This window comes from Streptomyces sp. NPDC091416 (genome assembly GCF_044756845.1).
Classification (GTDB): Bacteria; Actinomycetota; Actinomycetes; order Streptomycetales; family Streptomycetaceae; genus Streptomyces.
Map to the genome: position 1 here is coordinate 953,166 of NZ_JBIVTU010000001.1, position 13,297 is coordinate 966,462.

Sequence of the window (13,297 nt, forward strand, 5' to 3'; positions counted from 1 at the left end):
CGTCCCCGTGCTCCCGGGGCGGCCGGCGGGCGCAGTTCGCGCAGACCTCTCAGCTCATGACGCCGACGACCATCAGCGCCACCATGACGATCTCCACCGCGACCAGGCTCAGGAGATAGTTGCGCCGCCCCGCCACGTTCTCCGGCATACCGGCGGTGAAATCGGCACGCTTGGGATTCTCGGGGTCGTAGACAATTCCCGTCAGCGCGGGCGGTTCGATCGACATTCCGCGCCGCCAGAGAGTGTGCTGCTCCCCGCCGGCCACGAGATATCCGTACTGAACGTCGATCTTCCCCTCGCGGGGAATCCTGCGTGCGACCTCGGAGCCCATCACCTGAAGACCCCGCTTGCGTAGCGGAGCCTGTGTCAGGAACGGCACACCCGAGACGAGAAGAGCCAAGAAAGCAATAGCGAAAACAAAAAACGAGACAGCAGTCATCAGTACCAACCCCCCAGCCGGTTCTGCTTCACGGCGCTCGAAAATCAGGCCGCCGCGCTGATACACCCCAGAACGAACGAGACCACTGCCACCACCCACAGGGCAACGAGGACGTTGCGTCGTCCACTCGCATCCTCCGGCATACGGGAAACGAATTCTGCACGTTTCGGATTCTGCGGGTCGTACACGATCTCCTGCGAACCCGAAGGCAGCGTGGTGAGGCCGGTCATTCCAATACTGTGCAACCCGCCGTCGCGACCGTCATAGCCATATCGCACAGTCACCTTCCCGTCCTGAGGAACCGACCTCGACGCCTCCCACGCCCAGGTGCGCACACCCCTTTTCCGCAGCGGAGCCTGCCGGATATAGGGAATTCCGAATCCAATGAGACCCAGAATCGCGACGGCAAAGACAAAACCGAGAACACTGAACACTGCAGACCCTCCGGACTTTCTTTTTCCAAGATGATGACACGACGCCACCACCGTGGCAACAAGCTGAACTGCCACAGGAAGAGGGCCTGGGAAACAAAAGGACCATCCTGTGTAAATGTCCTGGAAGGGAACATTTAGACCCGCACCCGGGACCGGGCTCGGCACCAACACCTACGGAAGGCGGCCCCATGACAACGAACGAAGATCTTCTCGCCAAGGATGCTGAAATCCTGCAAGCGGTAAAGGGCATCCAGGACTCGATCCCGGGAAAGGGCCCGACCCGTCTGGCCACCGAGGAGTACATCGCCAGGCAGATCTCCGAACTGAAGAAGTCCTCCACGGGTACGGCAGCGGCCGCTCCAGCTGCAGAGAAGAAGGCCGAACCCGGCGCGATCGAGACCTTCCTGCAGGGCATTGTGGGAAAGGAAATCGTGGAAAGCGTCAAGAGTCTCGCCACCTCGTCGTTCTCGATGACGACAGCCGTGACGCTGGGGCTCGCGCTCGTCGGCGCCCTCGGCCTGAAGCTCATCCAATTCGATGTCGCTCTGAAGAACCTCCTTGATTCGAAAGGAAAGAAGCTCGGCACGACCAAGCACGGACTACCCAAACTCGAAAGCACCGAAGTCACGCAGATGACAGCCCCCGACACGGAGTGGACGAACCGCTCGGTCGCAAGGATCGAGGCAGCGACGAAGAAACTCGACACCGCCATCGGCGGCCTGCACACGAAGGTCGACGGGCTTCTCGCCGAGTTCGCCTGACGCTCGGCATCCGATTGTCGACAACCGGCCGCCGGCTTTCCGCCGACGGGCCGAACGGGCCCATGAACGATTGGACATGGAATGGCGTTCACAGCCACGCTCAAACGGGCTTCGGACAGTCTCCGCAGCTTCAAGACCAATCTCGACCAGGCCGGCCGGGCGGCGAACGGCCTGAAGCAGAGCACCCAGAGCAGCAACAGCGGGATCACCAGTATCAAGGCCTCCTCCCAGCAGTCCGCCAAGGAGCTGAAGTCGCTCCAGCAGGCGGCGGACAAGGCCGAGAAGTCCGTCACCAGGGCCGGGAAGTCCGGGCAGACCGGCGGGAAGCAGATCGGCACCTTCCAGACCGGCGCCGCGAAGGCGGACAAGGGCATGAAGGGGCTCAACAAGTCGATGAAGGGCAACCTCATCGGCGTACTGATGGCGCTCCTGGCCCCGCTGATCGCCAAGGTCGTCGACATGGCGATGCAGTCGAAGACCATGCAGAAGGTCCTCAAGACGGCGTTCGGCGTCATCAAGAGCGTGATCACCGCGGTGATGAAGGCCGTCGGCCCGATCATGCAGGCGGCCGGCAAGCTCATGAAGAGCGTGTGGAACGGGATCAAGACCGCGGTCTCGGTCGTCGTCAAGGCCGTCGCGACCGTCATCAAGACCTACTTCACCCTCTGGAAGACGATCATCACCACGGCCATGACCGCCGTGAAGAAGGTCATCAGCACCGTCTGGAACGGCATCAAGTCCGTCATCTCCCCGGTGGTCAACTGGATCAGGAGTGTCGTCCCGGCCGCGTTCAGCGCCGTCAGGAGCAAGCTCTCCAGTGCCTGGAACGGCCTGAAGTCCATCGCGAGCAACGCGTTCGGCGCGATCAAGGGCGCCGTCAGCGGCCCGATCAACGCCGTGATCGGGCTGATCAACTCCGCGATCGGCAAACTCAACGGCATCAAGGTCTCGGTGCCCGGCTGGGTGCCCGTCGTCGGCGGCAAGTCCTTCGGCATCCACCTGCCGACCATCCCCCGCCTCGCCGAGGGCGGCATCGTCCAGCCGCGCAACGGCGGCGTGCACACCATCGTCGCCGAGGCCGGCGAGGCCGAGGCCGTGCTGCCGCTCTCCAAGCTCAGCCGGCTGCTCGGCCACACCACCCGGGCCGGCCAGGTCGGCAACGGCGCCGCCGCCACCGACGGCGGCTTCTACATCGAGCAGTACTACGAGGCGTCCAGCAGCAGCCTCCAGGACACCGCCAGCGCCCTGCTCTTCCTCTCCAAGGCCCGCGGATGAAACGCGCCCGCCGGGACCCGACGTCCGGCGGCGCCAAGCCCGCTGCCGCCCTGGACAACTTCCGTACCGCGGCCCTCGGGACGGGCACCTCCGTCCAGAGCCTGCGGCGCGGCCTTGCCGGGGCCCGTACGCCGCTCGGCAGGGTGGCCACGCTGACGGCCGGCACCGCTCCCGCCCTCCGGGGGCTGCGCACGGCGGCGACCCGGGCGGGGAGCTCCGTCCGCAGGGCCGGCGCGTCCGCCGCCACCGCCGCGACGCGCATCCGCGCCGGTGCCGCCAGGATCCGGGGACCCGTCGGGGTCCTGGGCACACTCGCCGCGGGAGCCGGGGCCTTCGGATCCCTGAGCGATCTGTTCGGCAAGTACACCCCGACGGTCACCAAGGCCATGACCCTCTTCGGTGCCGCCATGACGGTCGGATCCGTCGTCATGACCGGCATCAACACGGCCATGAAGGCGAACCCGCTCGGTTTCGTCCTCGGCATCGTCACCCCGCTGGTCGCCCTGCTCATCGACTACGCGGTGAACTCGGCCACCGGCCAGAAGGTGATCCAGCAGGTCTTCCGGTCCGCCCTGGACATGTTCCGGGCCGTCTGGGCGTTCATGGCGCCTGTCGTCCAGGGCTGGGCCGCGACCGTCTCCGAGGTGTTCGAGGGGGTGCGGAGCACCGTCGGCTCCGTGCTGAAGACGATCGGTTCCGGACTCAAGGCGGGCTTCGAGGGCGCGAGGAGCACCGTCTCCACGGCGACCCACGCGGTCACCTCGGTCGTCAAGGGGGCCTGGAACGGCTTCAAGGGCGTCATCCAGCCGATCCTGAACTGGCTGACGAAGACGCTGCCTTCGGCCTTCACCCGGGTCCGCGACGCCATGTCGAAGTCGCTGCGCGGCATGGGCACATTCATGTCCACCGGCATCCAGACCGTCGCCGGGGTCATCACCGGGCCCGTCAAGGGGCTGATCGCCTTCGCCAACTGGATCATCGACGGTCTCAACCACCTGAGCTTCAGCTTCTTCGGCAAGAAGTTCGGCGTGCACCTGTCGAAGATCCCACAGCTCGCCGAGGGCGGTGTCGTGCTGCCGGCAGCCGTTCCGGGAGCCTCCTCGGTGCAGCCGCTCTCCCGGCTCGACCGGCTCCTCCCCGCACCCTCCGGCGCCTCCGCCACCACCGGGCCCGCCTTCTTCGCAGGCCGCCCCGGAGTCCGGGTCTACGAGGAACGGGAGGGCAGCAGCCCGATGACCGTCGCCGACGACCTGCTCTTCCTGTACCGCACGGCGGCCTGAGCCCCGGGACCGCGCACTCCCGGCGGCCCGAGCCCAGGGACCGCAGAGCCCCGGCCGCACGCCCTTCCCCGACCCGCCCCGCCGCGCTCCCGCATGTCCGGAGACCGCCCGGGCTCCGCACTCCGCGGCAACCCCGCCCGTACGCCAAGCCCCGAAGCGAGGTGACGGCCCGACATGGCCGATTCCGTCTCCACCCTCCCCACGCCCCTCTCCGACGACACCACCCCCGGCTCACTGATCACCCGCGACGGCCAGATCCAGTGGGGCGGGCTCCTGATGGGCGCCGGAACGCCCTACCCGGTCGACCGCACCGGCGTGACCGGCTGGGAAGACCTGCCCGAGCTGGACCTCGGAGACGTGCTCCGGCCCGACCAGCACGGATCCTGGCCCGGCGACCGCTGGGCGCAGCCCCGTCTGATCGGGGCGACCGTCTGGCTCGCGCCGCCCGCCGGGACCGATCCGCTCGCCACCGCCACCCGCTTCCGCGCCGCGACCGGTCCCGACGGCCAGGAGCGCTGGCTCGCCGTCCGGCTGCTGGGCGAGACCCTCGCGGTCCGTGCCCGGGTCAGCCGCCGCGTCGTACCGCAGGACCGTTCCTACGCCGTGCAGGGCTTCGCCAAGGTCAGCATCCAGTGGACGGCGACCGACCCCCGCCGCTACGGGGCCGTCCGGCACGAGGCCGTCACGGGTCTGCCGGTCAGCGAGTCCGGGATGGTCTGGGACGACGACGCCGGGTCCGGTCTGGTGTGGCCACTGACCTGGGGTGCGAACGGCACCGCCGGTTCGATCACGGCGGTCAACGACGGGGGCGCCTCGGTGCGTCCCGTCGTGGAGTTCCGCGGACCCGTGCAGCGCCCCTCTCTGACCCGGCTCTCCGACGGGCGCCAGCTCCAGTACGACCTGGCGCTGGGCGCCGGGGACATCCTCACCGTCGACACCGAGAGCGGCACGGTGCTGCTCAACGACACCGCGTCCCGCATCTACACCGCCACCCCGGACTCATCGCCCGAGCAGTCGTTCCAGCTGGAGCCGGGGACCACGAACCTCGCCTTCAGGTCGGACGACGTCACCGCGTCCCCGGACGCCTCCGTCACCGTCCGCTGGCGCGACGGGCACTGGTGAGCGGCCACCGCCGGCTCCCCTTCCCCGTTCCACGGCCCCGCAGCAGCCCGCAGCCCCGCCGAGAAAACAGTCCCGCAGATCCCTCCAGGAGGACCTCATGCCCGTGCGCAGCGCATGGCTCGTCAACCGCACCGACGCCGAGTCCGGCCAGTCCCGCGCCGACACCCGGCTCGCCCCGACCGGCACCATGACCCCGACGAGCGGACTCGCCAGCCGCGGCGGCATCATCCCGGGCTCGCCCGACGGCAAGTCCCTGATGTCCGCGTTCTACGTGTTCAGCTCCACCGCCGGCATGACCGCGACGATCGCTCCCGGCCGGGCGGTGGTGCAGGGCGGCGAGGCTGCCGGGGCCTACCCGGTCGTCCTCACCGACTACACCACCATGGTCTTCGCGGACGGCGACGCCAACAACCCCCGCATCGACCTGCTCGTCCTGCGGATCTACGACGCCCAGGTCGACAAGACCGGCCGTACCGAGGCCGTCCTGGAGATCGTCCAGGGCGCGGCCGAGGGCAATCCGCAGGTCCCGCTGACCCCGCCCGCCTCCCTGCCGCTGGCGACCGTGCAGGTCCCGGCGGGCGCCTCGGTCGGCACCGGGGGCATCGCCTGGGCCTCCGCCGTCGCCAACCTGCGTACCAGCACGGTCGCCGCCGGCGGCATCCTGCCGCTGTACGGGAACACCAACGAGATCGGCGCCTACCCGGGCCAGTACCGCGACATCGGCACCCAGCTGCAGCGCTGGGACGGCGGCAACTGGGTCGGCTACCCCGGCCAGATCGGCGGAATCGTCCCGACCGGCCAGCTCGCCACCGGCGGGTACGTGGGCCAGTACCGGGACAACAACGGCCGCCTGGAGCGGTGGAGCGGCACCGCCTGGGTGCTCGCGTTCCCGAGCCCGGCGTTCGCGTACAACAACGACGGCGGCTACTGCAAGACCACCACCTGGTCGGAGGCGCTGACGGGCACCACCGGGGCGACGATCACCGCCACGTTCACCGCCCCGGTCTCCGGGAAGGTCCTCGTGCACCTCGGGTTCCAGGGGCAGCCGTCGGTGGAGGGCGGCTGGGGCCGGATGTCCGCCAACATCCGCAAGGACGGCGTCCTGGTCACCGGCCTCGGCGCGGAGGAGACGCGCTCGGCAGTCGACACCAACCGGGGCAACCAGTCCGTGAGCACCGTGTTCCCGGTCACCGGCCTCCAGGCCGGCGCCCAGTACACCGCCGTCTCCGCGTACTCCTCCAGCGTCACGACCAACAACCACTGGTTCGACAACCGGTTCATCCGCGTCGACCCGATGCTCTGAGGAGGGCCGCGTGACGAGTTCGCCCCGTACGGCGTACACCCCGCTCACCCCCGTCTACCGGGCGGTCTTCTGCGATCTGCGCACCGACCAGGTGGTGGACGTGCTGCCGCTGACGGAGACCAAGTTCGACGACTACATCGGCAAGTCGGGATCGCTGTCGGCGACGGTCCCGCTGCCGGACGCCGCCCTGGCCCGCCGGGCCCGGGCGGCGCTGGTGCCCGGCCGCACCGCGGTGTGGCTGGAGCGCGACGGCGACATCTGGTGGGGCGGGGTGCTCTGGACCTGCACCCCGTCCAGCGACGAACGCGGCCGGCTCCAGGTGCAGTTCCAGGCCGGCACCTTCGACTCCTACCTGGACCACCGCATCCTGGCGCAGGACATCTCCTACACGGCGCTCGACCAGTTCGAGATCGCGCGGCTGCTCGTCGCGCACGCCCAGGAGCAGCCGGGCGGCGACATCGGTATCCAGCTGGGGAACGAGATGTCCGGCATCGCGCGGGACTGCTTCTTCGCCTACTCCTCCCTGACCCGGGTCAGGGAGGTGCTGGACCAGTTGTCCCGGCTGGCCGACGGCTTCGAGTGGCGGGTGCACTGCTACCGGGACGCCGCAGGCCGCCGGGCCAAACGACTCCAGCTCGGACACCCCCTGATCACCGCCGGTGCCTCCGACATCGTGATGGACCACCCCGGCCAGGTCATCACCTACAGCCTGCCGGCCGACTCGACCGTGCAGGCCGACGTGTGGGTGGCGCGCGGGGACTCGCCCAACACCGACCAGGCGGAGGAGTCCCAGCCGCTCACCGTCTCCGTCGAGTCGCCCGCCGACCTGGCGGCCGGCTGGCCCCGGCTGGAGCTCACCTCGGACCACAGCGGGGTCACGGACGAGGCGACGCTGCGGTCCCTCGCCGGGGCCGAGCTGGCCCGCCAGCGGATGCCGGAGATGATCCCGGAGATCACCGTGCGGCTGGACGGCCGGATCACCCCGGCGCTGATCGGCGCCCGCATCCGGCTGCGGCTGCGTGACCTGTGGCACCAGCAGCCTCAGGACGAGCAGTACCGGATCGTCGGCCTCGCGGTGGAACCGCCGCAGCGCGCCAAGGCCGAGACCGCGACCCTCTACCTGGAAGGGGTGTAGGACATGGCCACCATTCCCACCGACCTCCTGGACCGCATCCGGGAGATCGAACGCCGCATCCGGGGGCTGATGGCCAGTGCCAACAGCAGCCCGGCGATGAACCAGGTCGGAAGCGGCGACGTCGTCGTCGGCGACCGGGGCCGGATCCGCGCCAGGACCTCACTGGGCGAGGACCTGCTGCTGGTCGGCCGGGTGCAGCCGGACCGCGACAGCGCGGCCGAGTCGTACCAGCAGGGCCTGGAACTGCGGCGCGACGACGGTTCGATGGCGTTGTCCCTGATCACGACCGACCCGGTGAACTCCCCGGTGCAGGTGTTGCGCGTCCTCGACCACCGGGGCGACACCGTGCTGGCGACCGACTCCGGCCGCGGTGGTCTGGCCCGCCCCTATCTGCCCTTCCCGACCCCGGTTCCGGTGGGCACGACGGGCTGGGAGTCCACCGGCTCCACCGACTGGACCACGCTCTACGCGGGCCCCGGCTTCGCCCAGCACCCCAAGGTGTACTGCGTCCTGGCCGCGTCCGGGACCGTGGGCGCGGCCGTCCGGCTGCTGGTCAACGGCACCGTGGTGGGCGCGGAACAGACGCTCACCGGCACCGCGGGGCAGACCGTGCAGCTCACCGCCACCCTGGTCGAGGACCTGCCCGCCTCCTTCGGCGACCCGGTGTCGTTCGAGATCCAGGCAAAGGTGGCGGCCGCCGGCGACACCGTGTCCTGCGGGCCGCGCGGGCTGTACGGGGTGCAGTCCTAGCCCTCGCAGCAGTCATGGCCGGGCGCCCCGTACGGATCGGCCGAATCGGCCGGATCGGCCGGATCGGCCCCTACGGGCCCTGACCTGCGATGACCGGCCCTGACCTGCGGTGCCGCGGTCCGGCTGCGGCCGGGCGCACCGACCGGCCCGCCCGGCGCCACCCGGCTCCGCCCCGCCCGCCCCCGGCCCACCCGTCATCCGGCGCTCCCCACCCCGGGCCGGTCCTCCCGCCCCTCGGCGCGGGAGGGCCGGCCCGCCCCCCTGCCCGTACTTCCCCGACCACACCGGAGTTCTCGTGCTGCCCGAATCCATCCCGACCGTCCATCTCACCGCCCAGTACCTCTCCCTCGACGGCCGCCCGCTGAGCGGGAACGTCGAGTTCCAGCCGCCGGTGCTGCTCACCCATGCCGAGGCCGACCTCTTCGTCGGCGGCCCCACGCTCGCCGCCCTCGACGCCGAGGGCCGCATCGACGTCACGCTCCCGGCCACCGACGCCGAGGGCTGGAACCCGTTCGGCTGGACCTACACCGTCACCGAGCGGATCGCCGGGGCCGGCCGCAACCGCTCCTACCGCATCGCCCTGTCCGCCACGGTGCCGGAGATCGACCTCGCCGACATCGCTCCCGCCGACCCGGCGGGAGCCCAGTACGTGACCGTGCCGGGTCCGGCCGGGCCGCAGGGCGAGCCGGGGCCGCAGGGTCCGGCGGGCCCGGTCCGCTCGGTCAACGGCCACACCGAGGGCGACATCATCCTGCTGGCCTCCGAGGTCGGCGCCGTCGCCTCCTCCGCGGCCGGTCAGGCGGGCGGGGTCGCCCAGCTCGACGCCGAGGGCAAGGTGCCGAAGGCCCAACTGCCGGACGGCACCGGCGAAGGCGTCACCTCCGTCAACGGACAGACCGGCACCGTCACCCTCGCCGCGGCCGACCTCGGGGCGCTCACCCCGGCCTCGGCCGACACCCGGTACCTGGCAATCGGCGCCGCGCCCGTCACCTCGGTCAACGGGCAGACGGGCGCCATCACCCTGACGTCGGGCGACCTCGGGGCCGTCTCCGCCGACCAGGCCGTCCTGCTGAGCGGCGCGCAGACCATCGACGGAGCCAAGACCTTCTCCACCGCCCCCACCGTCCCGGCCGACCCGGTCGACGCCAACCAGCTGGTCCGCCGCTCGTACGTGGACACCGTGGCCTCCTCCGGCACCTGGACGCCGGCCTCCCTCGGCTTCAAGGCCTGGGCGTTCGACCCGGCGGCGTCCTCCGTGGTCAATCCGCAGTACTGCATCAGCGGCACCGTCTACCTGATCGGTGTCCCGCTGACCACCGAGGCGACCGTCACCAACGTCGTCTTCTACGTCCCCGGCTTCGTCGGTACCGGCCTCGCCGCCACCTCGTACGCCGGTCTCTACACCAGCGCCGGAGCGCGGGTCGGGCTCACCGGCACCCTCGACAAGCTGATCACCAAGACCGAAGGCGCCACCTTCGTGCTGAAGCTGACCACGGCCTACGCGGCGGCCGCGGGCAACTACTGGGTGGCGCTGCTCATCAACGGCCCGGACCCGAAGACCAACGGTCCTGCCTTCATGGTGGGCGCCAGCGTCGGCAACAACCCGGGCGGCAGCGCCCGGATGCCGAACCGCTTCGTGCGGCACGCACGGCTCGCCGCCACCGGCCAGACCTCGCTGCCCACCTCCTTCACCCCGTCCACCGTCGTCGCGGACACCAACGCCATCTGGGCCGCCGTCTCCTGACCGGACACCACCGGCGCACCCACGGGGGCCGGCCGTCCGCCGCACCCGCGCGTCCGTCCCGGACCCGCGCGCACCGGCCGGCCCCCACGTCCCACGGATCCCCGCGATCTCGAACCTCCGGAAGGAGCCATCACCATGGCAACCCCCCTCACCGCCGACGCCCTCGTCAACGCCCTGACCGCCGAGGGGCTGAACGTCGTCGAGTACGGCGACTGGCGCAACCACAACCGCAACACCAAGGGCGCCTGGGGCCCGGTCAACGGCGTGATCGTCCACCACACCGTCACCTCTGCCACCGTGGACTCCGTGGCGCTCTGCTACGACGGCTACACCGATCTGCCCGGTCCGATCTGCCACGGCGTCATCACCAAGGACGGCACCGTCCACCTCGTCGGCAACGGCCGCGCCAACCACGCCGGTTCCGGCGACGCCGACGTGCTCGCAGCCGTCATCGCCGAAACCGCGCTCCCGGCGCCGGACCAGAACAACACCGACGGCAACACCCGCTTCTACGGCTTCGAGTGCGTGAACCTCGGCGACGGCTCCGACCCGTGGCCCGAAGCGCAGCTGGAGGCCGTCGCCCGGGTGTCGGCCGCGATCTGCCGGGCGCACGGCTGGCACGCCGCCTCGGTCATCGGCCACCTGGAGTGGACCGACCAGAAGATCGACCCCAAGGGCTTCAGCATGGCGTCGATGCGTTCCCGGGTGACCGCGCTGCTGGCGGCCGCCCCGGGCGGGAGCGCCACCCGCTACCAGCCGTTCCCGGGCGCCGCCTTCTTCACCGCCGCGCCCCGCTCCACGATCGTGGCCGCGATGGGCGGCCGTCTGATCGCCGAGGGCTGCTCCGCCTACGCCGACGGCCCGGGCCCGCAGTGGAGCGAGGCCGACCGCGCCTCGTACGCGCTGTGGCAGCAGAAGCTCGGCTACACGGGGGCGGACGCCGACGGCTGGCCGGGCGCCGGCTCGTGGACCGCGCTGCAGGTCCCGTACACCGCCTGACCCTCCCCGCTCCCGCGGCGCGCCCGCGGCTCACCGCCGTGTGGCGCGCCCGGGGGCCGCACGACCGCACGGAAAGGCATTCCATGTCCCATGCCACCACCCGCTCCCTGCGCACGGTCCTGCAGACCGCCGTCGGGATCGCCGTCGCCCTGCCCGCCCTGGTGGAGAGCGGGGCCCTGCCGCGCTCGCTGCCCTGGGTGGGCGTGGCCCTCGCCGTCTCGGGCCTGCTGTCCCGGACGATGGCCCTCCCGGCCGTCCAGGCCCTGCTGCCCGACTGGCTGACGACCCCGACGGACCCGGCCACCGCACCGGCCGGCGGGACCGCGGCCGACGCCGGCGCAACCACCGGAGCTGCCGGGCCGGCCACCGGACCGGACCCGGCCACCAGCACCGCGACCCGGGTTGCCCATGACGCCGGCTGACGCCCACGCGCACGACCCGGTCGCCGACGCCCGCGAGCTGGAACGGCTCCGCGGCACCCTCGAAGCGGGCTTCGCCCGGGTCGACGGCTCCCTGGCGCTGCTCGTCCAGCGCAGCGACCGGACCGACCGGCAGCTCACCGACCACGAGGCCCGGCTCGACGCGCTGGAACGCGGGCGCTGGCCGCTGGCCAGCGTCGGCGCCCTCACCGCTCTCGCCGTCGCCCTCCTCGCCCTGTGGGACGTCCTGGCGCGCTGACGGTCCCCACCCCGCCCACCACCCAAGGACCCTCATGGCCACACCCCTGACCGCCGCCGCCCTGCTCGCCGCCCTCAGGTCACAGGGCCTGACCGTCGTCGAGCACAGCGGCTGGCGCACCCACAACCGCAACACCAAGGGCGCCTGGGGCCCGGTGAACGGCGTGATGATCCATCACACGGTCACCTCCGGCACCGCCGCCACGGTCGCCCTCTGTTACAACGGGCACTCCGGCCTGCCCGGCCCGCTCTGCCACGGCGTCATCGCCAAGGACGGCACCGTCCACCTCGTCGGCAACGGCCGCGCCAACCATGCCGGTTCCGGCGACGCCGGCGTGCTCGCGGCCGTCGTCGCCGAGCGGAGCGTCCTGCCCGCGCCGCACGGGCGTACCGCCGACGGCAACACCCACTTCTACGGCTTCGAGTGCGAGAACCTCGGCAACGGCAAGGACCCCTGGCCCGAGGCCCAGCTCACCGCCATCACCAGGGTGTCCGCCGCCCTGTGCCGCGCGCACGGCTGGAGCGCCGCCTCGGTGATCGGGCACAAGGAGTGGACCGACGCCAAGATCGACCCGGCCGGCTTCACGATGGCGTCCCTGCGCGGCCGGATCGCGGCCCGGCTGGCGTCGGACCCCGGCCCGGGCGGCGCCGCGGGCCCCGCACTCCAGCCATTCCCCGGCACCGCGTGGTTCAAGGCGTCGCCGACATCGGCGATCGTCACCGCCATGGGACGACGGCTGGTCGCCGTGGGCTGCTCCGCCTACAGGTCCGGCCCCGGCCCGCGGTGGACCGAGGCCGACCGGGCCGGCTACGCGAAGTGGCAGCGCAGGCTCGGATACAGCGGCGCCGACGCCGACGGCTGGCCCGGCAGCGCCTCCTGGGCGGCTCTGAAGGTCCCGCACTCCTCCTGAAAGGGCGTGATCACACCATGGAGACGCCTCGAACCCCTCGTTCGGATCAGGCGGTGCCCGGCACGCGCCTCCGCGACGCCGGCCCGGCCGCCGCGTACGACGAGGGGGCCGTGCGGTGAGCGGACCGGCCCGTCAGGAGACCTCCTCGGTCCTCGCCGTCGAACTGGAACGCCTGCGGGGCACGGCCGAGGCCGGCTTCGCCCGGGTGGACGGCGCGTTCGCCCTCCTGGTCCAGCGGAGCGACCAGAGCGACAGACAGCTCACCGACCACGAGATCCGGCTGGGCGAACTGGAACGCCGCCGCTGGCCGCTGGCCGGCATCGGCGCCCTCACCGCGCTCGTCACCGTGGTCCTGGCCCTGTGGAGCCTGGGCCCACGCTGAGAGCCGCCGGGCCGGGACGCCACCCGGACACACCTGAGGGCGGCCACCCCGCATGCACGGGGTGACCGCCCTCAGGTCGAATCAA

14 protein-coding genes and 1 pseudogene are annotated in these 13,297 nt (G+C 71.4%); 13 read left to right on the forward strand and 2 right to left on the reverse strand.

The genetic code is table 11. The annotated features are described in order from the left end of the window. Nucleotides 1–49: 49 nt before the first annotated feature. A complete protein-coding gene (locus tag ACIQMX_RS04190) occupies nt 50–505 on the reverse strand; it encodes a hypothetical protein (protein ID WP_363066997.1) in 456 nt (151 codons plus the stop codon). Continuing rightward, complete coding sequence (locus ACIQMX_RS04195) at nt 484–873, reverse strand: hypothetical protein (RefSeq protein ID WP_363066996.1); 390 nt, start codon at nt 871–873, stop codon at nt 484–486. The genes ACIQMX_RS04190 and ACIQMX_RS04195 overlap by 22 nt, the downstream gene beginning before the upstream one ends. A 188-nt stretch (nt 874–1,061) precedes the next feature. On the opposite strand from ACIQMX_RS04195, the gene ACIQMX_RS04200 reads away from it, so the two are divergent. The 13 genes and pseudogenes from ACIQMX_RS04200 (at nt 1,062) to ACIQMX_RS04260 (ending at nt 13,212) form a co-directional block, all read left to right on the forward strand. Continuing rightward, a complete protein-coding gene (locus tag ACIQMX_RS04200; RefSeq protein WP_402474801.1) occupies nt 1,062–1,634 on the forward strand; it encodes a hypothetical protein in 573 nt (190 codons plus the stop codon). 81 nt (nt 1,635–1,715) lie between these two features. Beyond that, nucleotides 1,716–2,909, forward strand: a complete 1,194-nt coding sequence (locus ACIQMX_RS04205; RefSeq protein ID WP_363066994.1) for a phage tail protein — start codon at nt 1,716–1,718, stop codon at nt 2,907–2,909. Continuing rightward, nucleotides 2,906–4,189: a hypothetical protein gene (locus ACIQMX_RS04210; RefSeq protein ID WP_402474804.1), complete on the forward strand. Its 1,284-nt coding sequence runs from the start codon at nt 2,906–2,908 to the stop codon at nt 4,187–4,189. The genes ACIQMX_RS04205 and ACIQMX_RS04210 overlap by 4 nt, the downstream gene beginning before the upstream one ends. Nucleotides 4,190–4,363: 174 nt before the next feature. Next, the gene (locus ACIQMX_RS04215) at nt 4,364–5,311 is read left to right on the forward strand and encodes a phage distal tail protein (protein ID WP_363066992.1); all 948 of its coding nucleotides are present in this window, start codon (nt 4,364–4,366) and stop codon (nt 5,309–5,311) included. A 97-nt stretch (nt 5,312–5,408) separates the two neighbouring features. After that, nucleotides 5,409–6,614 carry a hypothetical protein gene (locus tag ACIQMX_RS04220; RefSeq protein ID WP_363066991.1) on the forward strand — a complete coding sequence of 402 codons (1,206 nt, stop codon included), beginning with the start codon at nt 5,409–5,411 and terminating at the stop codon, nt 6,612–6,614. Nucleotides 6,615–6,624: 10 nt separating this feature from the next. Continuing rightward, a complete protein-coding gene (locus ACIQMX_RS04225; RefSeq protein WP_306071312.1) occupies nt 6,625–7,749 on the forward strand; it encodes a hypothetical protein in 1,125 nt (374 codons plus the stop codon). Between the two features lie 3 nt (nt 7,750–7,752). Continuing rightward, nucleotides 7,753–8,499 (forward strand): hypothetical protein, encoded by a 747-nt coding sequence (locus tag ACIQMX_RS04230; protein WP_363066990.1) that lies wholly within the window; start codon nt 7,753–7,755, stop codon nt 8,497–8,499. A gap of 295 nt (nt 8,500–8,794) precedes the next feature. Beyond that, nucleotides 8,795–10,243: a phage tail protein gene (locus ACIQMX_RS04235; RefSeq protein WP_363066989.1), complete on the forward strand. Its 1,449-nt coding sequence runs from the start codon at nt 8,795–8,797 to the stop codon at nt 10,241–10,243. Nucleotides 10,244–10,378: 135 nt separating this feature from the next. Continuing rightward, nucleotides 10,379–11,242: a peptidoglycan-binding protein gene (locus ACIQMX_RS04240; RefSeq protein WP_363066988.1), complete on the forward strand. Its 864-nt coding sequence runs from the start codon at nt 10,379–10,381 to the stop codon at nt 11,240–11,242. Between the two features lie 83 nt (nt 11,243–11,325). Next, nucleotides 11,326–11,538: pseudogene (locus tag ACIQMX_RS04245) on the forward strand (hypothetical protein); the annotation flags it as partial. A 112-nt stretch (nt 11,539–11,650) separates the two neighbouring features. After that, complete coding sequence (locus ACIQMX_RS04250; protein ID WP_363066987.1) at nt 11,651–11,920, forward strand: hypothetical protein; 270 nt, start codon at nt 11,651–11,653, stop codon at nt 11,918–11,920. Nucleotides 11,921–11,954: 34 nt separating this feature from the next. Beyond that, nucleotides 11,955–12,830, forward strand: a complete 876-nt coding sequence (locus ACIQMX_RS04255; protein WP_402474810.1) for a peptidoglycan-binding protein — start codon at nt 11,955–11,957, stop codon at nt 12,828–12,830. 115 nt (nt 12,831–12,945) lie between these two features. Further along, nucleotides 12,946–13,212, forward strand: a complete 267-nt coding sequence (locus tag ACIQMX_RS04260; RefSeq protein WP_363066985.1) for a hypothetical protein — start codon at nt 12,946–12,948, stop codon at nt 13,210–13,212. The last annotated feature ends 85 nt before the right edge of the window (nt 13,213–13,297 follow it).

Bases quoted from the DNA above. Each gene is read 5' to 3' on its own strand.
- ACIQMX_RS04200 (WP_402474801.1), top strand. From the start codon at position 1,062: ATGACAACGAACGAAGATCTTCTCGCCAAGGATGCTGAAATCCTGCAA.
- ACIQMX_RS04205 (WP_363066994.1), top strand. From the start codon at position 1,716: ATGGCGTTCACAGCCACGCTCAAACGGGCTTCGGACAGTCTCCGCAGC.
- ACIQMX_RS04210 (WP_402474804.1), top strand. From the start codon at position 2,906: ATGAAACGCGCCCGCCGGGACCCGACGTCCGGCGGCGCCAAGCCCGCT.
- ACIQMX_RS04215 (WP_363066992.1), top strand. From the start codon at position 4,364: ATGGCCGATTCCGTCTCCACCCTCCCCACGCCCCTCTCCGACGACACC.
- ACIQMX_RS04220 (WP_363066991.1), top strand. From the start codon at position 5,409: ATGCCCGTGCGCAGCGCATGGCTCGTCAACCGCACCGACGCCGAGTCC.
- ACIQMX_RS04230 (WP_363066990.1), top strand. From the start codon at position 7,753: ATGGCCACCATTCCCACCGACCTCCTGGACCGCATCCGGGAGATCGAA.
- ACIQMX_RS04240 (WP_363066988.1), top strand. From the start codon at position 10,379: ATGGCAACCCCCCTCACCGCCGACGCCCTCGTCAACGCCCTGACCGCC.
- ACIQMX_RS04250 (WP_363066987.1), top strand. From the start codon at position 11,651: ATGACGCCGGCTGACGCCCACGCGCACGACCCGGTCGCCGACGCCCGC.
- ACIQMX_RS04255 (WP_402474810.1), top strand. From the start codon at position 11,955: ATGGCCACACCCCTGACCGCCGCCGCCCTGCTCGCCGCCCTCAGGTCA.